Annotated in this window: 20 protein-coding genes; 16 read left to right on the top strand and 4 right to left on the bottom strand. The window is 63.1% G+C overall.

Annotated elements, in window-relative coordinates:
- Positions 1–11: 11 nt before the first annotated feature.
- The 7 genes from UP09_RS04070 (at position 12) to UP09_RS04040 (ending at position 7,088) form a co-directional block, all read left to right on the top strand.
- Positions 12–1,238 carry a pyridoxal phosphate-dependent aminotransferase gene (locus UP09_RS04070; protein ID WP_044536704.1) on the top strand — a complete coding sequence of 409 codons (1,227 nt, stop codon included), beginning with the start codon at positions 12–14 and terminating at the stop codon, positions 1,236–1,238.
- Positions 1,235–2,899 (top strand): thiamine pyrophosphate-binding protein, encoded by a 1,665-nt coding sequence (locus tag UP09_RS04065; RefSeq protein ID WP_044536703.1) that lies wholly within the window; start codon positions 1,235–1,237, stop codon positions 2,897–2,899. The genes UP09_RS04070 and UP09_RS04065 overlap by 4 nt, the downstream gene beginning before the upstream one ends.
- A complete protein-coding gene (locus UP09_RS04060; protein ID WP_044536702.1) occupies positions 2,899–4,167 on the top strand; it encodes an NAD(P)/FAD-dependent oxidoreductase in 1,269 nt (422 codons plus the stop codon). Before UP09_RS04065 ends, UP09_RS04060 begins: the two co-directional genes overlap by 1 nt.
- A 12-nt stretch (positions 4,168–4,179) precedes the next feature.
- Positions 4,180–4,923: an aspartate/glutamate racemase family protein gene (locus UP09_RS04055; RefSeq protein ID WP_044536701.1), complete on the top strand. Its 744-nt coding sequence runs from the start codon at positions 4,180–4,182 to the stop codon at positions 4,921–4,923.
- 34 nt (positions 4,924–4,957) lie between these two features.
- Positions 4,958–5,659: a GntR family transcriptional regulator gene (locus UP09_RS04050; protein ID WP_044536700.1), complete on the top strand. Its 702-nt coding sequence runs from the start codon at positions 4,958–4,960 to the stop codon at positions 5,657–5,659.
- Between the two features lie 173 nt (positions 5,660–5,832).
- Positions 5,833–6,378 carry an SgcJ/EcaC family oxidoreductase gene (locus UP09_RS36220; protein ID WP_156164436.1) on the top strand — a complete coding sequence of 182 codons (546 nt, stop codon included), beginning with the start codon at positions 5,833–5,835 and terminating at the stop codon, positions 6,376–6,378.
- Positions 6,379–6,449: 71 nt separating this feature from the next.
- Positions 6,450–7,088 (top strand): ankyrin repeat domain-containing protein, encoded by a 639-nt coding sequence (locus UP09_RS04040; RefSeq protein ID WP_197082595.1) that lies wholly within the window; start codon positions 6,450–6,452, stop codon positions 7,086–7,088.
- Positions 7,089–7,257: 169 nt separating this feature from the next.
- On the opposite strand, the gene UP09_RS38805 is transcribed toward UP09_RS04040, so the two are convergent.
- Complete coding sequence (locus UP09_RS38805) at positions 7,258–8,067, bottom strand: tetratricopeptide repeat protein (protein WP_349643901.1); 810 nt, start codon at positions 8,065–8,067, stop codon at positions 7,258–7,260.
- Positions 8,006–8,845, bottom strand: coding sequence for a winged helix-turn-helix domain-containing protein (locus tag UP09_RS38800; protein ID WP_349643900.1), 840 nt, complete (start codon positions 8,843–8,845; stop codon positions 8,006–8,008). Before UP09_RS38800 ends, UP09_RS38805 begins: the two co-directional genes overlap by 62 nt.
- Positions 8,846–9,082: 237 nt before the next feature.
- On the opposite strand from UP09_RS38800, the gene UP09_RS04030 reads away from it, so the two are divergent.
- On the top strand, positions 9,083–9,844 hold the full coding sequence (locus UP09_RS04030; protein ID WP_156164435.1) for a DUF2306 domain-containing protein: 762 nt from the start codon (positions 9,083–9,085) through the stop codon (positions 9,842–9,844).
- A 37-nt stretch (positions 9,845–9,881) separates the two neighbouring features.
- A complete protein-coding gene (locus UP09_RS04025) occupies positions 9,882–10,907 on the top strand; it encodes a methyltransferase (protein ID WP_044536697.1) in 1,026 nt (341 codons plus the stop codon).
- 705 nt (positions 10,908–11,612) lie between these two features.
- Here the strand turns inward: UP09_RS04025 and UP09_RS04020 are convergent.
- Complete coding sequence (locus tag UP09_RS04020; protein WP_044536696.1) at positions 11,613–12,590, bottom strand: NADPH:quinone oxidoreductase family protein; 978 nt, start codon at positions 12,588–12,590, stop codon at positions 11,613–11,615.
- A gap of 380 nt (positions 12,591–12,970) precedes the next feature.
- On the opposite strand from UP09_RS04020, the gene UP09_RS04015 reads away from it, so the two are divergent.
- The 7 genes from UP09_RS04015 (at position 12,971) to UP09_RS03985 (ending at position 19,994) form a co-directional block, all read left to right on the top strand.
- Positions 12,971–13,744: a motility protein A gene (locus tag UP09_RS04015; protein ID WP_044536695.1), complete on the top strand. Its 774-nt coding sequence runs from the start codon at positions 12,971–12,973 to the stop codon at positions 13,742–13,744.
- Positions 13,745–13,777: 33 nt separating this feature from the next.
- A complete protein-coding gene (locus tag UP09_RS04010) occupies positions 13,778–14,608 on the top strand; it encodes an OmpA/MotB family protein (RefSeq protein WP_044536694.1) in 831 nt (276 codons plus the stop codon).
- A gap of 204 nt (positions 14,609–14,812) precedes the next feature.
- A complete protein-coding gene (locus tag UP09_RS04005; protein ID WP_044536693.1) occupies positions 14,813–16,738 on the top strand; it encodes a potassium transporter Kup in 1,926 nt (641 codons plus the stop codon).
- Between the two features lie 30 nt (positions 16,739–16,768).
- Positions 16,769–17,215: a GNAT family N-acetyltransferase gene (locus tag UP09_RS04000; protein ID WP_044536692.1), complete on the top strand. Its 447-nt coding sequence runs from the start codon at positions 16,769–16,771 to the stop codon at positions 17,213–17,215.
- A 158-nt stretch (positions 17,216–17,373) separates the two neighbouring features.
- Positions 17,374–17,703, top strand: coding sequence for a rhodanese-like domain-containing protein (locus UP09_RS03995; protein ID WP_044536691.1), 330 nt, complete (start codon positions 17,374–17,376; stop codon positions 17,701–17,703).
- Positions 17,704–17,711: 8 nt separating this feature from the next.
- On the top strand, positions 17,712–18,881 hold the full coding sequence (locus UP09_RS03990) for an aminotransferase (RefSeq protein ID WP_044536690.1): 1,170 nt from the start codon (positions 17,712–17,714) through the stop codon (positions 18,879–18,881).
- 6 nt (positions 18,882–18,887) lie between these two features.
- Positions 18,888–19,994 (top strand): polyamine ABC transporter substrate-binding protein, encoded by a 1,107-nt coding sequence (locus tag UP09_RS03985; protein WP_044536689.1) that lies wholly within the window; start codon positions 18,888–18,890, stop codon positions 19,992–19,994.
- Positions 19,995–20,003: 9 nt separating this feature from the next.
- On the opposite strand, the gene UP09_RS03980 is transcribed toward UP09_RS03985, so the two are convergent.
- The gene (locus UP09_RS03980; RefSeq protein WP_044536688.1) at positions 20,004–20,939 is read right to left on the bottom strand and encodes a lipid A biosynthesis lauroyl acyltransferase; all 936 of its coding nucleotides are present in this window, start codon (positions 20,937–20,939) and stop codon (positions 20,004–20,006) included.
- Between the last annotated feature and the right edge of the window lie 4 nt (positions 20,940–20,943).

The raw sequence follows: 20,943 nt of genomic DNA, 5'->3' as shown, positions 1-20,943 counted from the left end.
CGGAGCGCGCCGTGACCGTCCAGGAAACGCCATCGAGCTTTCGCCCCGCCCAGCGCATCGGCGCGATCGGCGTGTCGGAGATCCTCAAGATCGGCGCGGTCGCGCAGCGGTTGAAGCGGGAAGGGCGCCCCGTCATCATTCTCGGCGCCGGCGAGCCCGATTTCGACACACCCGACCACGTCAAGGCCGCCGCCGAACAGGCGATCCGCGCCGGCCAGACCAAATACACGATCCTCGACGGCACCCCCGAGCTGAAGGCGGCGATCGCTGTGAAATTCCGCCGCGAGAACGGCGTCGATTACGGCAGCGACGAGATTACGGCCGGCGCCGGCGCCAAGCAGGTGATCCACAACGCCTTCATGGCGACGCTCAGCCCGGGTGACGAGGTGATTCTTGCCGCGCCCTATTGGACCAGCTACGCCGACATGGTGAAGATCGCGGACGGCACGCCGGTCGACGTCGCCTGCCGCGAGGACAACGGCTTTCGTCTCGATGCTGATGATCTCGAACGCGCGATCACGCCGCGGACGCGCTGGCTGCTGCTGAACTCGCCGTCCAATCCGACCGGCGCGGCGTATTCCGCAGCGCAGCTGCGCCCGATCCTCGACGTGCTGATGCGCCATCCGCAGGTCTGGCTGATGTCAGACGATATCTACGAGCACCTGACCTATGACGGGATGCCCTTCGTCACCGCGGCGGCGCTCGAACCCGGCCTGAAGTCGCGCACGCTGACCGTCAACGGGGTTTCAAAAGCCTATGCGATGACCGGTTGGCGGGTCGGTTATGGCGGCGGGCCGCGCGAGCTGATCGCGGCGATGGCCGTGGTGCAGAGCCAGAGCACGACCAATCCGTCCTCGGTGAGCCAGGCGGCGGCGATTGCGGCGCTGACCGGGCCGCAGGGTATCCTGGTCGAACGCCGCGAGGCCTTCCAGCGCCGCCGCGACCTGGTGGTCGATGGACTCAACACGATCGAAGGCGTGAGCTGCCGCCGTCCCGAGGGCGCGTTTTATACCTTTGCGAGCTGCGCCGGCCTGATCGGGCGGCGGACGCCCGGTGGCGTGCACATCGACAGCGACAGCAGCTTTTGCCGCTATCTTTTGGAACAGCATGACGTCGCGGTGGTCCCCGGCAGCTGCTTCGGCCTTGCGCCGTATTTCCGTCTATCCTACGCAACCTCGGACCAAAATCTGCGCGAAGCGCTCAGCCGTATCGCCAAAGCCTGCAGGGAGCTGTCATGACTAAAACCAACGCCCGCACCGGGGGCCAGATCCTCATCGACCAGCTCGTCGCCCATGGCGTCGAGCGCGTCACCTGCGTGCCCGGCGAAAGCTACCTCGCAGCGCTCGATGCGCTGCATGACAGCCAGATCGACGTCGTGATCTGCCGCGCCGAAGGCGGGGCGGCGATGATGGCGGAAGCCTATGGCAAGCTCACGGGACGTCCGGGCATCTGCTTTGTGACCCGCGGTCCCGGCGCGACCAATGCCGCCCATGGCGTGCACATCGCGATGCAGGACTCGACCCCGATGATCCTGTTCGTCGGCCAGGTCGACACCGGCATGCGCGAGCGCGAGGCGTTCCAGGAGCTCGACTACAAGGCGGTGTTCGGATCGATGGCGAAATGGGCGGTCGAGATCGACTCGCCCGATCGCATTCCGGAACTGGTCGCGCGCGCCTTCCGCGTCGCGCTGCAGGGCCGCCCAGGTCCGGTCGTGATCGCGTTGCCGGAGAACATGTTGACCGAGACCGCGGCGGTCGCCGATGCGCCGCGCGTCGAGCCGGCGGTGAGCTGGCCGGCGCCGTCAGACCTCGAACGTGTCGGCGCGATGCTCGCGGGCGCCAAGGCGCCGATCGTGATCCTCGGCGGCTCCGGCTGGACCGCTGATGCCGCCAAGGGCATCGCGCGCTTTGCCGAAGCCTTCGATCTGCCTGTGACGACTTCGTTCCGCCGCGCCTCGCTGTTCGACGCCGATCATTCGCATTATGCCGGCGATCTCGGCATCGGTCCGAGCCCCAAGCTGAAGGATCGCATCACCGGCGCCGATGTGATCCTTTTGATCGGCGGCCGCATGTCGGAAATGCCGTCATCGTCCTACACGCTGTTCGATATCCCCGTGCCGAGCCAGAAGCTGATTCACGTCCATCCCGGCTCGGAGGAGCTCGGCCGCATCTATCAGCCGGCGCTGGCGATCCAGGCGACGCCGGCCGCGTTCGCGGCTGCCGTCGAGACGCTGAAGCCATCAGCCGCTCCGGCGTGGAAGGGCGAAGCCGCGAAAGCGCATGCGGATTATCTGGCCTGGACCGACAAACCGCGCGAGCTGCCCGGCAGCTTCCAGTACGGTCAGGTCATGACCTGGCTGCGCGACCGGCTGCCGAAGGACGCGATCGTCTGCAACGGCGCCGGCAATTACGCCGGCTGGATTCATCGCCACCACCGTTTCCATACGTTTGCCACGCAGCTCGCGCCGACCTCGGGCTCGATGGGTTATGGCGTACCGGCGGCGGTGCTGGCAAAACGGCAATTTCCCGACCGCGTCGTCGTCGCGTTTGCCGGTGACGGCTGCTTCCTGATGAACGGGCAGGAGTTCGCCACCGCCGTTCAATACGATGCGGCGCTGATCGTCGTCGTGATCGACAACGGGCAATACGGCACCATCCGCATGCACCAGGAGCGCGACTATCCCGGCCGCGTCGTCGGCACCCAGCTCAAGAACCCGGACTTCGCGCTTTACGCCAAGGCGTTCGGCGGCCATGGCGAGCGGGTCGAACGCACCGAGGAGTTCGCGCCGGCCTTCGAGCGCGCGCTCGCGTCCGGCAAGCCGGCGATCCTGCATTGCCTGGTCGATCCGCGCGCGATGTCGGTCGGCAAGGATTTCGTGCCTGAGGAGGCGAAGCGCTGATGACTGCTGCGGGCCGCCACGTTGCGATCATCGGCGCCGGCGCGATCGGCGTCATCAGCGCCATCGAGGCGCTGCGCGAGGGCCATCGCGTCACGCTGATCGATCCCGGCGAGCCCGGTGGTGAGCAGGCCGCGAGCTACGGCAATGCGGGCTGGCTGTCGTCGCATTCGGTGATCCCGCCGGCCGAGCCCGGCACCTGGAAGAAGGTCCCGGGCTATCTCATGGACCCGATGGGGCCGCTCGCGATCCGCTGGTCCTATCTGCCGAAGGCGTTGCCGTGGCTGATCAAGTACCTGCTGTCGAGTTGGACCGAGGCGCAGGTCGAGGCCACGGCGCGGGCGCTGCGCGATCTCCTCAAGGACGCGCCGCTGCTGCACAAGCAGCTCGCGGACGAGGCGGGGGTGCCCGAACTGATCGAGCGTCGCGGGGTGATGCATGTGTATCCCTCGCGCGCGCCGTTTGATGGGGATCTCGGTTGGCGCATCCGCAAGCGCGTCGGCATCGAATGGCTCGAGCTCGACGAAGACGAAATGCGACAGCGCGAGCCTGATCTGGATCCGCGCTACAAATTCGGCGTCGTGGTCGAGGAGGCCGGCCGTTGCCGCGATCCCGGCAGCTATGTTGCCGCGCTTGCCGCACACGCGATCGCCAACGGTGCCGTGCGTGTTGCCGCCAAGGCGACCGGCCTCCGGCTTGACGGCAACAAGCTCGTGGCCGTAGTCACCGACAGCGGCGAGATCGCCTGCGATGCGGCCGTCGTGGCCGCCGGCGCGCGCTCAAAACAGCTCTCCGCCTCGATCGGCGATCCGCTGCCGCTGGAGACCGAACGCGGCTATCACGTCATGATCGAGAATCCGGAATCCGGTCCGCGCAATTCGATGATGGCCTCGGATGCAAAAATGGTCGTCAACTGGACCGACAAGGGCCTGCGCGCCGCCGGCACCGTTGAGATCGCCGGCCTCGACGCCGCGCCGAACTGGAAGCGCGCCGAGATCCTGCGCGACAACCTCTTCAGCATGTTCCCGAAGCTGCCGAAGAACATTCCGGCCTCGCGCATCAAAACCTGGTTCGGCCATCGCCCGAGCATGCCGGACGGCCGTCCCTGTATCGGCTATGCGCGCGCCACGCGCGACGTGGTCTACGCGTTCGGCCATGGCCATGTCGGCCTGGTCGGCTCGGCCCGCACCGGCCGGCTGGTCGCGCAGTTGCTCAGCGGCAAACCGCCGGAAATTCCGCTTCAACCTTTCGCTCCCTCCCGCTTCCTCTGAGGCATCGACGCCATGACGTACCCTGCGAACTCTTCTTCCCGTATCGCCCGCGGCGGCAAGGCGCTCTACGGCGCGCCGCTCGGCATCCTGATGCTGGAGGCGCGCTTTCCCCGGATTCCCGGCGACATGGGCAACGGCACCACCTGGCCGTTTCCGGTGCTGTATCGCGTGGTGAGCGGGGCGTCGCCGGAGAAGGTCGTGCTGAAGGGCGCGGCCGGCCTGTTGCCTGACTTCATCGATGCCGCCAAGGATCTGGTGCGGCTCGGCGCCGAGGCCATCACCACCAATTGCGGCTTCCTGGCGCTGTTCCAGAAGGAACTCGCGGCCGCCGTCGGCGTGCCGGTTGCCACCTCGTCCTTGATGCAGGTGCCGTGGGTGCAGGCGACGCTACCGCCGGGCAAGCGCGTCGGTCTCGTCACAGTCTCGGGCTCGACGCTGTCGCCGGCGCATCTCGCAGGCGCCGGCGTGCCGCTCGATACGCCCTTGGTTGGCACCGAGAACGGCAAGGAATTCTTCCGCGTCCTGATCAAGGCCGAGAAGGACGACATGGATATCGCCCAGGCCGAACGCGACGTCGTCGAGGCCGGCAAGGAACTGGTCGCCCGTCATCCCGAGGTCGGCGCCATCGTGCTCGAATGCACCAACATGCCGCCCTATGCCGCCGCGTTGCAGGCCGAGATCGGGCTGCCCGTCTACGACATCTATTCCATGATCACCTGGTTTCACGCCGGCCTGCGCCCGCGCGCCTTTGGGTGATAGTATCGTGGTGTAATCTCGATTCCCTTCAACCATGAAGACATCCGTGGACATCAGCTCCGACAGCATCGTTGATCGCGTCTACGAGCAGCTCAAGGCGATGGCGATCAGCTATGAGTTCAAGCCCGGCGAGCGGCTGAACGAGGGCGAGCTGGCGAAGCGCCTCGGCGTCAGCCGCACGCCGCTGCGCGAGGCGCTGAACCGGCTCAACACCGAGGGCTTCCTGCGCTTCATGCCCGGTAAAGGCTTCTTCTGCCGCGAGCTCGACGCCCACGAGATCTTCGATCTCTATGAGCTGCGCAAGTCGCTGGAGATCGCCTCGGTCCGCCTCGCGATCAAGCGGGCGAGGGATGAGGATATCGACGCGTTGCTGGCGTTCCTGCAGGCCACCGGTCCTGATCCCGGCGAGCGCTCGTCGGTCGAGTTGGTCGAGCTCGACGAGACGTTCCATGAGCGGCTGATGGCGATGTCTGGTAATGCCGAGATGCTGCGCGTGCTGCGCAACGTCAATGCGCGCATTCGTTTCGTGCGCTGGATCGATATGGACCGCATCAACCGCTCCAACACCCAGGCCGAACATCGCGCCGTCATCGAGGGCCTCAAGGCGCGCGACGAGGAGACCTGCGTCTCCGTGCTCGAGAAGCACATCGACCGCCGCCTCGACCGCATCACCTCGGCGATCAAGGAAGGCTACGCCCAGATCTACATGCCGGCGGCAAGGTCCGGGGCGAACTGACCGCTGGGCACAGCCCGATGTCCGCTCGTCCGCCCATGGCGGCGGAATAATGGGCGTCGCCCGGAGGCGCTGAAGGGCCACTTCCCGACATTCGGTTCCTATTCCTTGGTGGACCTCAATTTTGCGCCGTGGCATCTAATGAGTGTCGCCCGCTTCGATTGAAGGGAGTTCAGATGAACAAGCTTCTTAGAATTTGCGTCGCAAGCTTATTTTTAGCCGCAAGCGTATTCCTAGTCGTCGGGCAATTGCACTCCGCCAAGGCACAAGGCGACAATCCTTCAATCGCATCACCCGTGTCGGCCGCCGACGAAGCCGCGATCCGTGCAATTCTGGACCGACAAACGGATGCTTGGAATAGGCACGATATGGACGCCTTCGTCGCCGACGCCATGCCTGACGTGGATTGGATAAATGTCGTCGGCATGCACTGGAAGGGTCGCGAGACGGTGATGAAGGCACATGCTCTTCTCCATAAAGGTATGTTTGCCAATAGTCGCATGCGGACGCCTGAAATCACCATGATGCGCGAGATTGCGCCCAACGTCATTGTTGAGACCCACATCAACCGAATAGAGGGGGTTGGAGCACTTCCGTCTGGCGCGGCGTATCCCGACAGCGGAAACCTCATCACGATGGTGTTTGTGAAAACTCAAGCCGGGTGGCGCATTGCGCACGCGCACAACACGACGATTGCTTACGATCAGGCGAAGAAGCGCTAGTTTGGTCCGCATACTGGCTCCATTCGCGCTCCGCCTCTATGTTTGGCCTACTAACAAAATGGAGTAAGCAATTGAAGGCCGATAAAATCCAGGGTGACCCGTTCAGGGCTTGCGTGGAGGCCATCGTCGCCGGAGACGACGTGACCGCCATTGGATTGCTTGATGCTTTGCCGCTTTTGGCACAAGCGCGCGCGGGTCATGGCGCAACTCGGCAATCTCCCAAACATAACTTTTTCGAACAGATTCTGCACTACATGTACGAGGGCGATACCGCCCTGCATATGGCGGCGGCAGCACATCAAACTCGCATCGTAGACGAGTTGATCGCCAGGGGCGCCGACATTCGAGCGAGGAATAGACGCGGCGCGGAGCCCCTTCACTATGCCGTTGACGGCGGGCCTGGCTTGTCGGCATGGGATCAAAGCGCCCAGGTGAAGATCATAGGCAGGCTCATTCGAGCCGGAGCGGATCCAAATGCGGTCGACAAGAGCGGGGTCGCGCCACTGCACCGCGCAGTGCGCAATCGCTTCGCGGCTGCAGTGAAGGCGCTCATCGATGGCGGTGCCGACCCGCGTGCTCCAAATAGGAACGGCTCGACGCCGATGCTTCTCGCAAATCAGAACACTGGCAAGAGCGGTTCAGGATCAACTGAGGCGAAGGCGCAGCAAAAAAAGATACTGCGTCTTCTTGAGGAGCACGGAGCCACGTGAACCGATGGCCGTTGTAGGTCAAACTCGGAAGTTGGCGGGCCTTCCGCCGAAGTTCGCTAAACCCCAGTGAGCAGACACCGCAGACCGCGCAATCGGGTCCGAGAGGGAGCCACAAGCGGGCATTCGTGCTCCCAAGTGATCATTTCATCGGTGAGCAATCCAAAGGCGGTCATTCGGGCACGCCAGCTATTCGCCAGGCTTGGCCCAACTTCTCGACATCTTCGAGCCGGCGAAATGGCGTGCTTTTGATCCCGGAAATGCGCAAAGCGGCGTCGGTTTGCAGGATCGCGTCGCAAACGCGACGGGCTTCGGCGATACGTCCGGTCATCGCCAGGCTCGCCATTAATATTCGCCGTGCGCTCGGATAATTCGGCTGGCGCTGGATGGCGATCGTGGCCCAGGACAGACCTTCTTCATACCGCCCGGCCAAGAAATGAGCGAAGGCCATCCCGGTTTGCATCAGGAACAAGTGGGGATCGATCGGACTCAAGCGAATGGCTGCCGAGAATTGCTCGATCGCTGCGTCGTGATTGCCGAGATAATTCTGTGCCTGGCCTGCCCAAAGGCGCGCCATTGCCAGATTGGGATCGAGTGCGACGGCCCTTGCGGCAAAAGCTGACCCGGTCTCCGGCTCTTCGAGCAGGTAGGAATACACTTGTGCTGCGTGCGCGAGCACCAGAGGATCGTCCTGGTCGAGCTGCATCGCTCGTTCGGCCAACTGTCGGCTTTCAGCCCGTTCCTTTGCCGCGTCCTCGATCCATCCGAACCCTTTCTTCTGACCGAAAATGTTGGCTGCAGAAGCGTGGACGATGGCAAATGCGGGGTCGAGCGAGATGGCGAGTTTTGCCAGCCTGAGAGCTTCATCGCTACCCTCCCGCGTCCACAGGTAGACGTTGAAACTAGAGCGCAGATAATAGTCATAGGCTTGCAGGCTTTCGGTCGGTTTGCGCCGTGCGCGCGCTATCTCGGCCCCGCTCAAGCTGTGGAGAAATCGCGCCGATCACGCTGCTCGTCAGGCGATCCTGTAAATCGAAGATGTCTTCGAGATCGCTATCGAACTTGTCCGCCCAGATGTGCACGTCGGTAGACGCATCGATCAGCTGTCCGGCCACACGAATCCGTTTTCCGGCCTTGCGGACGCTGCCTTCCAGCACATAGCGAACGCCAAGCTCACGGCTGACCTGCTTGATGTCGACGGCTTTCCCTTTGTAGGTGAAACTCGAATTTCGCGAGATCACGAACAGCAATTTCGATCGCGACAATCCCGTGATGATATCCTCGACCATGCCGTCGGCGAAATATTCCTGTTCCGGATCGTCGCTCAAGTTCTGAAACGGCAGCACGGCGATGGACGGTTGGTCGGGAAGCGCCAGGGCGGGCTTCTGGTGTTCCACGGGCTTCTGGTGTTCTATCTGGTCGTCGGCGTCTGGCGCATCAGCGGGCCTCTGCGCTTCCCGTACGGATCCGACGAAACGGAAGCCCTTTCGCGGCAGGGTTTTGACGAGACGCTGTTCCTGGCCGGAATCGCCGATCGCGCTCCGGGCGGCATTCAGCCGGGTCGCCAACGCCGCATCGGACACGCTGCGCCCGTTCCAGATGGCGTTGATCAGGTCGTCCTTGCTGACGACGCGCCCCCGGTTGCGGATCAAATAGTCGAGCAGGTCGAATACCTGTGGCGCGATCGAGACGACGGCGGCCCCGCGCTGCAGTTCGCGTAAGTCCGTGTCGAGTACGTAGTCCTCGAAAAGAAAGCGCAATCTGTCAATCCCTCAGGTGGCCTCCGAACGTCTGGGCACCAGCACTGGTTGCAACACAAAGAATAATCCGTCGGTAAGGAAAATGTAAGCCGAATATCAAGCGCGCCCCCCGGCGGGAGCGCACTCTCTGCTTGGATGCGGCATGTCTCCGGCTTCCTCATGAGTTGCTGCTTTACCCAATTTTTGAAAATGCTGATCGCACTTTAATCCACTCAGTGTTCATATTTGGAGCCAGTTATGGCTGAATCGGTTCAATCAGGTCCTCCGTCCCTTCCAGCGCATGTTGAACTGATACAGAATCGCCGCTTCTACATGGCAATGGCAATTTGCGCGATCGTCATCGCTGTTCTGGGGTTTGCGCCGTCAGGCCTCGATCCGACTGCGCGGAGAGGCCCGCTCACGCCGCTTGTCGCCACGCACGCCGCAACGTCCATCGCTTGGCTCGCGCTGTTCTTCGTGCAGACGGCACTGGCGGCGAGGCGGCAAATTGACCTGCATCGCCGGCTCGGAGCCGTGACAATGCTTCTCGCGCCGGTCATGATCATCTCGGGATACATGGTTGCGATCGCAATGGCGCGACGCGGCTTCGACTTGAGCGGCGATCTCGGCATCGACGCCGATCCTCTCCTCGGACTGGTCAATCCGCTCGGCGACCTGGCCACATTCGGAATCCTGGTGGCCGGCGGCTACTGGTATCGGCAACGACGCGATGTGCACAAGCGGCTGATGCTGCTTGCCATTGTCGGCGGCTTGATGCTGGCGCCGCTGGCCCACCTGATTGGTCATTCGCCGCTGCCTCGCGAGACGGCGCCAATCATCCTTATTCCGATCGCGCTTTTTCTATTTGCGAGCGCCGCATACGATCGGGTCTCGCTCGGACGAATACATCCCGTCTCCCTGTGGGGAGCGACGGTGATCTTGATCTGGGACCTGTTGCGCAACGTTGCGATTGGCCCGAGTGCAGCGTGGCATCAGTTTGCACAATGGCTCATCAGCTGAGGACGCTGGGATCCTGGAAATTTGGCGGGAGATTCACATGGAAAGCGGCGCTCCTCAATCCCTTCCACCGCATGTTCAGCTGATACAGATGGGAGCAGCGAATGTGGTGGCCAACGTCGTCTATGTGGCGGCCAAGCTGGGGTTGGCGGATCAACTTGCTGATGGCCCGAGGAGCGCCGCTGAGTTGGCAGGACCATCGGGTCTGCACGCCGCCTCTTTGCATCGCTTGCTGAGAACAATGGCTAGCCTTGGGCTTCTCACCGAAGGCGAGGCGCAGCGTTTCTCGTTGACGAAGCTCGGGGAGGCCTTGAAGACGGGCGCGCCCGGCTCAGCCCGGGCCACCCTGATTATGCAAGGCAGCAGTTGGGTTCGGAGCAGCTTCGCCAACTTCATTCACTCCGTGCAATCGGGGCGCACAGGTTTTCAAGAAGCACAAGGAATGCCATTCTTTGAATATCTTGCTCACCATCCTGAGGATGCTTCGGTATTCAGTGAAGCAATGGTCGGGCTTCATGGTGCCGAGCCCCCAGCGGTCGCGGCAGCGTATGATTTTTCGCCGTTCAGAACTATCGTCGATGTCGGAGGGGCGACCGGAAATATGCTCGCCGCTATCCTTGCGCGACACCCGGAACCTCGTGGCCTGCTGTTCGACAGGTCGCATGTTTTAGTCGACGCGACCAAGTTGCTCAAAGCCAATGGTGTTGTGGACCGTGTGACCATCGAGGCTGGAGATTTCTTTCAAACAGTGCCCACCGGCGGCGACGCCTACATCTTGTCGCATATCATGCACGATTGGAACGATGAGCTGTGCCTGACGATTCTCGGTCATTGTCGCAAAGCCATGAAGCCCAATGGTCGACTGCTGATCGTGGAGATGGTCCTGCCTCCCGGTGACGCTCCACACCCAGGCAAAATATTGGACATGGTGATGCTGGTTCTGACAGGCGGTCAGGAGCGAACGGAAGCCGAGTATGCACATCTACTCAATAAGGCTGGCTTTCGCCTCAACCGCGTCGTGGCAACGCAATCGCCGGTGAGTGTGGTGGAGGCCGTCCTAGCGTAGAGGAAGTGCGGCGGGTGCGACAAGACAGCCCGGCGGGCAACTCAGCAAAAACCCGTCAAGCCCTCATGTGAAAAATATTTCGCTTTATCAGAAGGGCAACTCAGGTGTATGAATCCTCCCGTCCCACCCGATTGAGGGGCGAGCGCACGTCACGAACGCGCGGTGGGATGCGGTGGACGCCGAGCGTGCGACTGACGAGCGCGCGCAAGGCGGACGATGAAATCGTGTGGTCCTTACGCTGCAATGCAGGCGGAAAGTTCCTGTAGAGGCTAACGTTTCGCGGGGACGACGGTGGCAAACAAGCGCTCACCGGGGAGAGCACGTATAAGCCGTAGCCCATCGCGCAGGGAAAGCCGGAGTGCCTCCGCTGAACCTGTATGCTCGTGTGCGTCTTTCTTTCTACCCTTGCACATGAGACCGCGGGTGCAGCGTGTACCCGGCTTTCCCTGCGCCCTCTGTTCGATAAGAGGGCAAACGAAATGCAAAACTCGGGCAAATCATGTCGCGAGAATGCGGATGTATGATCCACTGGCCGTACAACAAACTCGGTGTCGTCCCGGCGAAGGCCGGGATCCATAACCACAGGGTTGCGTTGTTGAAGCAGGCTGTGGCCCCAGCATCGTGCAGCTATTCCCATTCGTGGTTATGGGTCCCGGCCTTCGCCGGGACGACAGTGGGGATGACGCGACAGCGTCGCCATCCTCGCTACCCAATCCGCACCACCATTTTCCCGAGCGCGGCACGCGTCTGCATCGTCCTGAACGCCGCGCGAAAATCCGCGAATGCGAACACCTGGCCGACGACAGGCACGAGCTTGCCGTCATTCAGCCATGCCGACAATTGCGTCATCACGCGGGTTTGCGCTTCCGGTTCGCGGCGCGCGATCTGGGCGACATCGACACCGATCAGGAGGCCGCCCTTCAGCAGCGGCAGATTGAACGGCAGCGCGGGGATGGCGCCTGCGGCAAAGCCGACCACAAGATGCCGCCCGTTCCAGGCGATCGAGCGGAACGCCTGCAGCGAGACCTCGCCGCCGACCGGATCGAAGATCACGTCGGCGCCATGACCGCCGGTCTCCACCTTCAGCGCGTCGCGCCAGTCAGTCCTGGTGTAGTCGACGACGGCGTCAGCACCAAAGCGCGCGGCGAAGTTGCGCTTCTCCTCGGTCGAGGCGGCGGCAATGACGCGCGCACCAAGCAGCTTGCCGATCTGGATCGCGGCGACGCCGGTGCCACCGGCGGCGCCGAGCACGAGCAATTGCTCGCCGGCGCTGAGCGTACCGCGTTCGCCGAGCCCATAGAGCGCGGTGAGATAGTTGGTGCGGAAGGCAGCAGCGGCCTCCATCGACAGGCCATCGGGCATGATCTCGACGGCGGTGGCCGGCACCGCGATATATTCCGCCAATGCGCCCGAGCGCGCCGCGCCCATCACGCGCATGCCCGGCGCAAAGCCTGTGACGTCACTGGCCACCGCGTCGACCACGCCGGCGAACTCCGCGCCGGGCGTGAAGGGCAGGGGATCCTTGGTCTGGTAGCGGCCCTCGACCTTCAATCCATCGACAAAGCCGATGCTTGCGGCCTCGACACGAACGCGGACCTGGCCCGGTCCGGCCACCGGCATGCCGGTCTCCTGCAGCCCGATCTGATCGATCGGCGCATATTGCTCGACGACAACCGCCTTCATCCGCTGCTTCCCGCTGGTTCGTTCCCTCTAGAGCTATTTCCGTTCCGATGGAATCGGAACGGAGCTCTAGATTCTTGTTTTGACGCGTTTTCCCGGCGCGAACCGGTACCCACTTCGCTCGAAAACGCTCCTGAGCAGACAGCTATCCCATGTCCGATGTTCTACGGGGAGGGTTTTTGCGCATGCCGCGGCGGTGGCCGTTGCGGAAAGCCAGCATCTTCAACGACATCGCGAAAAGGGACGTGTTTACCCGTTGTTATCCCTACCAAATTCGGTAACGCGTCCTTAATGGCATTAACGTTAGGGTTTTTCCGCGTGATCCGCCTTGGAGCGCGCGCCGTCCAGGACAGGCGGATGTTGCGTACGCGTTGGAGTTTTCCATGGATATCATGACCGGCGCCGGGCTGTTGGCTGGCGTCATCGTCATCGCGGTGATGATGCTGTTGGGCGGCGACGTCCACATGTTCATTTCCGAACATGCCATGATCATCATCTTCGGTGGTTCGGTCGCAGCCACCATGATCCGCTTTCCGCTCGGCGTGATGCTGCACGGCCTGCCGCTCGGCGCCAAATACGCCTTCACCATGAGCCGGCTGTCGGCCCGTGACCTCGTCGACGAGCTCGCCCGCATCGCCGAGATCGCCCGCAAGCAGGGCCCGGTCGGTCTCGAAAAGGTCGAGACCAACGAGGCGTTCCTCGCCAAGGGCATCCGCTACGTCGCCGACGGTTACGACCTCGAATTCATCCGCGACAATCTGGAACGCGACCGCGACAATTTCCTGATGCACCTCGACGAGGGCAGCAAGATCTATCGCGCGATCGGCGACTGCGCGCCGGCGTTCGGCATGATCGGCACGCTGATCGGCATGGTGCAGATGTTCGCCAACATGACCGACCCCTCCAAGCTCGGCCCGTTCATGGCGACCGCGCTGCTCGCGACCCTGTACGGCGCTCTGGTCGCCAACCTGTTCTGTCTGCCGATCGCCGACAAGCTGCACGGCAAGCTGCTCGACGAGGAGACCAACCGCACGCTGATCATCGACGGCATCCTGATGATCCGCGATTCCAAGAGCCCGGCGCTGGTCCGCGAAATGCTGCTGGCCTATCTGCCGGAAAAACATCGCCACGAGGAGGGCGAGCCGGTCCCGGCCTAAGGGGTGGGGCGGCGCGTCCGGGAATCTTGATCGATGGCGAAGAAAAAGCGCGGCGATGCACATGGCGGAGGTCACGGCTGGTTCGTGACGTTCGCGGACCTGATGGGTCTGATGATGAGCTTCTTCGTGATGCTCGTCGCCTTCTCCACCATGGACAACAACAAGCTGAAGATCGTCGCCGGCTCGATGCGCGACGCCTTCGGCGTGCAGACCAACGTCCGCTATTCCGGCATCATCGAGTCGGACGGCCTGCCGACGCGGCCGAAGCTGAAGAATGTCGATCACATCTCGCCGGAGGAATCCTCCGCCAATCCGACGCCGGACCAGCAGGAGCGCAGCCAGCTCAACGGCGCGCGGCTGCAGATCGACCGCGAATTCGCGCTCGCCTCCGCTTCGCTGCGGCAGGCGCTGCAGGACATGCCGGAGCTGACCGAGATCTCCAAGAACATCATGTTCGAGGAGACCAATGAGGGGCTCAACCTCGAGATCGTCGACCAGGACGGCCGTTCGATGTTCGCCGACGGCTCCAAGGTGCCGTATGACCGCACGCGCCGGCTGATCCAGAAGCTCGCCGCGCCGCTGAAGGCAACGCCGCTGCGGGTTTCGATCGTCGGGCATACTGCCGCAGGCTTCGTGCCGGCGCGCAGCGATTACGACGCCTTCGACCTGTCCGCGGATCGCGCCAATGTCGTGCGGCAGATCCTTGAGCGCGAAGGATTGCCGTCGGCCCATATCTTCGCGGTATCGGGCAAAGCTGATGGCCAGCCGCTGTTTCCCGACGATCCGACGCTGCCGGCGAACCGCCGCGTCACCATCACGTTGATGAAGGAAAATCCGCCGTTGCCGCCGGATCTGAAGCCGTAAGCCGGGCGATCGGCGAGGTCGCGGAGACGGATATTCAGGTAACCGGTTGATTTGGTTTCGGAATCGCAACTGGAGGTATCCCGATCCATGCGTAAACCGCATGCCGGAGGCCTGAATCCGTGCTAACCTATGCATTCACGCCGGGAGTATAGCCCTGCGACGCCGCGTTGTGCAGTGCGGCAGAGGATAGAGGCGCGCCTTCCCATGTCATCCGAGAGTGCGATCACCGCGGCGGAAACGCCCGCGGCCAATGGTCATGGCGAAGCGCATTCTACCGCAGGCTTCAAGGCTCTGATGATCGGCAGCATCGGTGTCGTCTATGGCGACATCGGCACCAGCCCGCTTTACGCGCTGCGCGAAGCCGTAGTCGCGGCCAGCGGCTCCGAAGCAGAGCCGATGGCGCATGCGGTGCTCGGCGTGCTCTCGCTGATCCTGTGGGCGCTGATCATCGTCGTCACGCTGAAATATGTCGTGGTCCTGCTTCGTGCCGACAATCACGGCGAGGGCGGGACGCTGGCGCTGATGGCGCTGGCGCAGCGCGCGGTCACCAAGGGCGCCGGCGCGATCGTGCTGCTCGGCATCATCAGCGGCGCGTTGTTCTATGGCGATGCCGTCATCACACCGGCGCTGTCGGTGCTGTCGGCGGTCGAAGGCATCAAGCTCGTGACCTCGACCTTCGATCCCTACGTCGTCCCGCTCACGGTGATCATCCTGGTCATCCTGTTCTCGGTGCAGTCGCGCGGCACCGCGCGCGTCGCGGCCTTCTTCGGACCCGTGATGTGCGTGTGGTTCGCGATCATCGCAATTGCGGCGCTGCCGCAGATCGCGCGGCATCCCGAGGTGCTTTACGCGCTCAACCCGATCCACGCAGTATCGTTCATGCTGCATCACGGCGTGATCGGCTTCGTCACCCTCGGTGCGGTCTTCCTTGCCGTGACCGGCGCGGAAGCGCTCTATGCCGACCTCGGCCATTTCGGCAAGCGTCCGATCCAGACCGCGTGGCTGTTCATCGTGCTGCCGTCGCTGACGCTCAATTACATGGGGCAGGCGGCGCTCTTGCTTGCCGATCCCAAGGCGATCGAGAATCCGTTCTTCCTGATGTTCCCGGACTGGGCGCTGATCCCGATGGTCGCGCTTGCGACGCTCGCGACCGTGATCGCGAGCCAGGCCGTCATCACCGGGGCCTATTCGCTGACGCGACAGGCGATCCAGCTCGGGCTGTTGCCGCGCTTTGAAATCCGCCACACCTCGGAAGCGCATTCCGGGCAGATCTACATGCCCCGCATCAACCGGCTGCTGCTCATCGCGGTGATCCTGTTGGTGCTGATGTTCCGCTCCTCCAGCGCGCTCGCATCGGCCTACGGCATCTCGGTGACCGGCACCATGGTGGTGACGGCGATGATGGGGTTTGTCGTGATCTGGCGGGTCTGGAAATGGTCGCCGTTCGCAGCCGCGGCCCTGATCGCCCCGTTCCTGTTCCTCGATCTGACTTTCCTTGCCGCGAACCTGCTCAAGGTCTGGGAGGGGGGCTGGGTGCCGCTTGCGCTCGGCGCTGCCATGATCGTCGTGATGTACACCTGGCGCCATGGCAGCCGGCTGTTGTTCGAGAAGTCGCGCAAGCTGGAATTCCCGCTCGCGGATCTCGTCGCGATGCTCGAGAAGCGGCCGCCGCAGCGGGTCTCCGGCACCGCGGTGTTCCTGACCAGCGATCCCGTCAGCGCGCCGACCGCGCTGATGCACAGCCTGAAGCACTACAAGGTGCTGCATCAGAAGAACATCATCCTCACCATCGAGACCGCGCCAACGCCGCGCATCGACCCGTCCGAGCGCGTGCGAATGGAGCAGCTGAGCGAGACGTTCTCCAAGGTGACCCTGAAATTCGGCTTCATGGAATCGCCGAACGTGCCGAAGACGCTGGCGATCGCCCGCAAGCTCGGCTGGCAGTTCGACATCATGTCGACCTCGTTCTTCCTGTCGCGTCGCGCGCTGAAGCCGGCGGCGCATTCCGGCATGCCGAGCTGGCAGGACCACCTGTTCATTGCACTCAGCCGCGCGTCGAACGACGCCACCGACTATTTCCAGATTCCGACCGGCCGGGTCGTCGAGGTCGGCACGCAGGTCACGATCTAGTTTGAACTCCTCGGGGGACCGTACGCCGAGATGAATCCTGTCTACCGTCGAGCCGCGCCCGGTGATGCAATTCGCCTCTTCGAGATTCGGCGGACATCGATCCTCGAACTCGCCTCGAAGGGAATTCCCGCCGACGAAGCCGCGGCGTGGGCGATGAAGCTCACGCCCGCAGGCATGGAGCAAAAGCTTCGCGAGCTGGAGATTTGGGTCGCCGAGCTCGATGGCGTCACAGCCGGCTGGGGCGCCATTCGCGGCAGCTATCTGGAAGGGCTGTATATGGCCCCCGAATTTGCCGGCCGAGGCATCGGCGGCAGCTTGCTTGCCACGCTCGAAAGCCTGATGCGGTCGCGTGGTGTCCGCGAGATCCGCGCCGAAGCCAGTTCGAATGCGCTGGATTTCTACCTTCAACGGGGTTACCGGGCCACAGCGCCTCAAACGCCTGATGGCGCCTGGCCGATTGCAAAGCAGCTTCAATAGCCACGCCGGGGAGGCTCGAGCTAAGGCTCTCGTGGAAGCTTCGGACGGTGCTTTAAGTCGCTTGTGGCGCTTGATTTTCTCGGCGCGAGAGGCGACTTTGCGGCCCGGGCCGGCGGGGCGTGAAGCCGGCCAATCTGATATGTCGGGAGGATTTTTCCGTGGCGGACCACAACGTGGAAGATTTGTTTCCGGACGAGGTGTCGAAGGGAATAGCTGATGGACGCTATCTCCTGGTCGACGTCCGCGAGCCGAATGAGGTTGCCGTCGAGGCCTATCCCGATGGCGTCGTGGTGCCGCTGTCGACCTTCGATCCGTCGGCGATTCCCGACCCAAAGGGCAAGCAGGTGGTGTTCGCCTGCCGCTCCGGCAAGCGCTCAGTAACGGCCTCGCTGGCGGCGCAGGCCGCGGGCCTGCCGTATGACAAGCATCTGGCCGGCGGCATCATCGGCTGGAAGGCAGCGGGATTGCCGACCAAGACGGGCGGCTGATCTCCGACATGACCTCCATGAACAAGGTCTTCGCGGACCTTCCCGTCACGATCTTCGAGGCGATGTCGCAGGCCGCGCGCGACAACAACGCCATCAATCTTGGCCAGGGCTTTCCCGACGATCCCGGACCGGAGGATATCCGCCGCGCCGCCGCTGACGCCTCGCTGAACGGCTACAACCAGTACCCGTCGATGATGGGCATTCCGGAGCTCAGGCAGGCGATCGCGTCGCACTATGGCCGTTGGCACGGGCTCAGCCTCGACCCGATGACCGAGGTGATGGTGACGTCGGGCGGCACCGAGGCGTTGACCTCGGCGATCCTCGCCGTCGTCGAGCCCGGCGATGAAGTGATCGTGTTCCAGCCGGTCTATGATTCCTATCTGCCGATCATCCGGCAGGCGGGCGGCATTCCGCGGCTGCTGCGTCTTGAGCCGCCGCACTGGCGGCTTAACGAGGAGATGCTGCGGAGCGCCTTCAATCACAAGACCAAGGCGGTGCTGTTCAACAATCCGCTCAACCCGGCGGCGGTGGTCTATCCGCGCGAGGACCTCGAATTGCTGGCGCGGTTCTGCCAGGAGTTCGACAGCGTCGCGATCTGCGACGAGGTCTGGGAGCACGTGGTGTTCGACGGCCGCGAACACATTCCGCTGATCACGATCCCGGGCATGCGCGATCGCACTATCAAGATCGGCAGCGCCGGCAAGATCTTCTCGCTGACCGGATGGAAGGTCGGCTTCGTCTGTGCCGCGCCGCCGCTGTTGCGCGTGGCCGCCAAGGTGCACCAGTTTCTCACCTTCACGACGGCGCCCAATCTGCAGGCCGCCGTCGCTTATGGCCTCAACAAGCCGGACGACTATTTCCTAGAGATGCGCAAGGATATGGCGCGGAGCCGCGACCGTCTTACCAAGGGGCTGGAAAGCATCGGCTTCCCGGTCCTGAAGTCGCAGGGGACCTACTTCCTCACCGTGGACCTGTCGCCGCTCGGGCTCAACGAAACCGATGCGGAGTTCTGCTGGCGTATCGTCCAGGACTACAAGGTCGCGGCGATTCCGGTGTCCGCGTTCTACGAGCAGGACGCGGTAACGTCGGTTGTGCGGTTTTGTTTTTCCAAGAAGGACGCAACGCTCGACACTGCGCTGGAGCGTCTGTCGGACGCGGTCCACCGCCGGAAGAGGTAAGCCGGGATGAGAGAGCAGAGCCGGTACGTCAGCCTGATCGGCGTCGTCGCCGCGGCTCTGCTGTTCTCTGTCTCCGCCGGTGCGGAGCAGCGCACGGTCAATTTCTACAATTGGTCGAACTATATGGCGCCGGGCGTGCTGGAGGACTTCACCAAGGAGACCGGCATCAAGGTCGTCTACGACACTTTCGACGCCAACGAGACGCTGGAGACGCGGCTGCTTGCCGGCAAGTCGGGCTACGACGTCGTGGTGCCGACCGGCTATTTCCTGCAGCGCCAGATCACCGCCAAGGTGTTTTTGAGCTTCGACAAGTCGAAGCTGCCGAACCTCGCCAATGCCTGGCCGGTGGTGACGAAGCAGCTCGCGACCTACGATCCCGGCAACAATTACGGCGCCAACTACATGTGGGGCACCACCGGCATCGGCTACAACGTCAAGATGATCAAGCAGATCCTCGGCCCCGATGCGAAGATCGACAGCTGGGACATGGTGTTCAAGCCGGAGAACCTCGCCAAGTTCAAGGATTGCGGCATCCATATGCTGGACTCCGCCGACGATATCCTGCCGGCAGCGCTGAGCTATCTCGGTCTCGATCCGAATTCGACCAAGCAGGCCGACCTGGAGAAGGCCGCCGATCTCGTCATCAAGATCCGGCCCTATGTCCGCAAATTCCATTCGTCCGAATATCTCAGCGCGCTGGCTTCGGGCGAAATCTGCTTCGTGGTCGGTTGGTCGGGCGACATCATGCAGGCGCGCAGCCGCGCGGCGGAGGCCAAGACCGGGGTCGAGATCGGCTACACGATCCCGAAGGAGGGCGCGCAGATGTTCTTCGACAATCTCGCGATCCCTGCCGATGCGAAGAACGTCACTGAAGCCTATGAGCTGATCAACTACCTCTATCGTCCCGACATCGCCGCCAAGAACTCGAACTTCCTGTCCTACGCCAACGGCAATCTGGCGAGCCAGAAGCTGATCGACCCTGTTATCATCAACGACAAGAACATCTATCCGGACGAGGCGATGCAGCAGAAGCTGTTCGTGATCATGGCGCGCGATCCCGCTACGCAGCGGATCATCAATCGCCTGTGGACCCGGGTGAAGACGGGGAAGTGACGCGAAGCGCTAACGCCACCTTCGGTGCAGCCAGAGCCACTGATCCGGATATTCGCGGACCCAGCTCTCGACGACATCGGTGACCGCCTGCATCGTGCCCTGGACGTCGATCTGGCCGGATGCATCGAACACCGGCTTCACTTCCTCCGACACTTCACCGCGGAAGCGGCCGTCGGGCAGGCGGATGATCCGCGTGCCGTGGATCGGGCAGTCGACCTGCCGGCGCAGTCGCGCCAGCAGCGGGTTGGCGGTGGTCTTGCGGCCAAAGAAGGTGACCGGAACGCCGTTGGTCAGGTACTGGTCGACCAGCATCGCGACGTGTTGGCCGTTCTGCAGGGCCTGCCCCAGCTTGAACGGCGCGTCGCGGCCGGCCGGCACCAGCGTGCCCATCTTGACCTGCCGGATACGCTCGATGGCGCGGTCGGCGGATTCGATGTTCGGTCGCCGGAACAGGATCGCGGCATCGAGCCCGTGGGCGACCGCGGCAAGTGCGGGAAGCTCCCAGTTACCGAGATGCGCCGCAAAGAACAGCGCCGGCTTGCCGTCGTCACGGAGCCGGTCGAACAGCTCCTTGCTCCGCGGCGAGAATTCGACGCGGCTGGGCTTCTCGGGATGAGCGACGTCATAGTCCCAGATGTGATCGAGATGCGCGAACTCGGCACCGAGGCGCCCGAGATTGTGCCAGACCCCCGTGAGGATTTGCTCAATCTCCTCCGGCGACTTTTCCGGGAAGGCAGCCTTGAGGTTCTCGCGGCCGATGCGATCCTCGCGCAGCCGGCGGCCGATGAAATGCGTAGCGCGGCCGAAGAACCTCGCCGTCTTGTCCGGATCGAAATAGCGCGCGGTCCGCAACAGGCCGACCGTCAAGGCGCCGACCGCGGCCTCGGTTGCGGGCTTGGTGGCGTCGCGCAGGCGCGCTTTGGTGCGAAGGAGCAGACGTTTCATTGTG

The sequence above is a fragment of the Bradyrhizobium sp. LTSP885 genome, assembly GCF_000938305.1.
Lineage (GTDB): Bacteria > Pseudomonadota > Alphaproteobacteria > Rhizobiales > Xanthobacteraceae > Bradyrhizobium.
Note: the sequence above shows the minus strand (reverse complement) of the source record. Positions and strands in the feature narration are given on the sequence as shown.

Bases quoted from the DNA above. Each gene is read 5' to 3' on its own strand.
- UP09_RS04065 (WP_044536703.1), top strand. From the start codon at position 1,235: ATGACTAAAACCAACGCCCGCACCGGGGGCCAGATCCTCATCGACCAG.
- UP09_RS04060 (WP_044536702.1), top strand. From the start codon at position 2,899: ATGACTGCTGCGGGCCGCCACGTTGCGATCATCGGCGCCGGCGCGATC.
- UP09_RS04055 (WP_044536701.1), top strand. From the start codon at position 4,180: ATGACGTACCCTGCGAACTCTTCTTCCCGTATCGCCCGCGGCGGCAAG.
- UP09_RS04050 (WP_044536700.1), top strand. From the start codon at position 4,958: ATGAAGACATCCGTGGACATCAGCTCCGACAGCATCGTTGATCGCGTC.
- UP09_RS36220 (WP_156164436.1), top strand. From the start codon at position 5,833: ATGAACAAGCTTCTTAGAATTTGCGTCGCAAGCTTATTTTTAGCCGCA.
- UP09_RS04030 (WP_156164435.1), top strand. From the start codon at position 9,083: ATGGCTGAATCGGTTCAATCAGGTCCTCCGTCCCTTCCAGCGCATGTT.
- UP09_RS04025 (WP_044536697.1), top strand. From the start codon at position 9,882: ATGGAAAGCGGCGCTCCTCAATCCCTTCCACCGCATGTTCAGCTGATA.
- UP09_RS04020 (WP_044536696.1), bottom strand. From the start codon at position 12,590: ATGAAGGCGGTTGTCGTCGAGCAATATGCGCCGATCGATCAGATCGGG.
- UP09_RS04015 (WP_044536695.1), top strand. From the start codon at position 12,971: ATGGATATCATGACCGGCGCCGGGCTGTTGGCTGGCGTCATCGTCATC.
- UP09_RS04010 (WP_044536694.1), top strand. From the start codon at position 13,778: ATGGCGAAGAAAAAGCGCGGCGATGCACATGGCGGAGGTCACGGCTGG.
- UP09_RS04005 (WP_044536693.1), top strand. From the start codon at position 14,813: ATGTCATCCGAGAGTGCGATCACCGCGGCGGAAACGCCCGCGGCCAAT.
- UP09_RS04000 (WP_044536692.1), top strand. From the start codon at position 16,769: ATGAATCCTGTCTACCGTCGAGCCGCGCCCGGTGATGCAATTCGCCTC.
- UP09_RS03990 (WP_044536690.1), top strand. From the start codon at position 17,712: ATGACCTCCATGAACAAGGTCTTCGCGGACCTTCCCGTCACGATCTTC.
- UP09_RS03985 (WP_044536689.1), top strand. From the start codon at position 18,888: ATGAGAGAGCAGAGCCGGTACGTCAGCCTGATCGGCGTCGTCGCCGCG.
- UP09_RS03980 (WP_044536688.1), bottom strand. From the start codon at position 20,939: ATGAAACGTCTGCTCCTTCGCACCAAAGCGCGCCTGCGCGACGCCACC.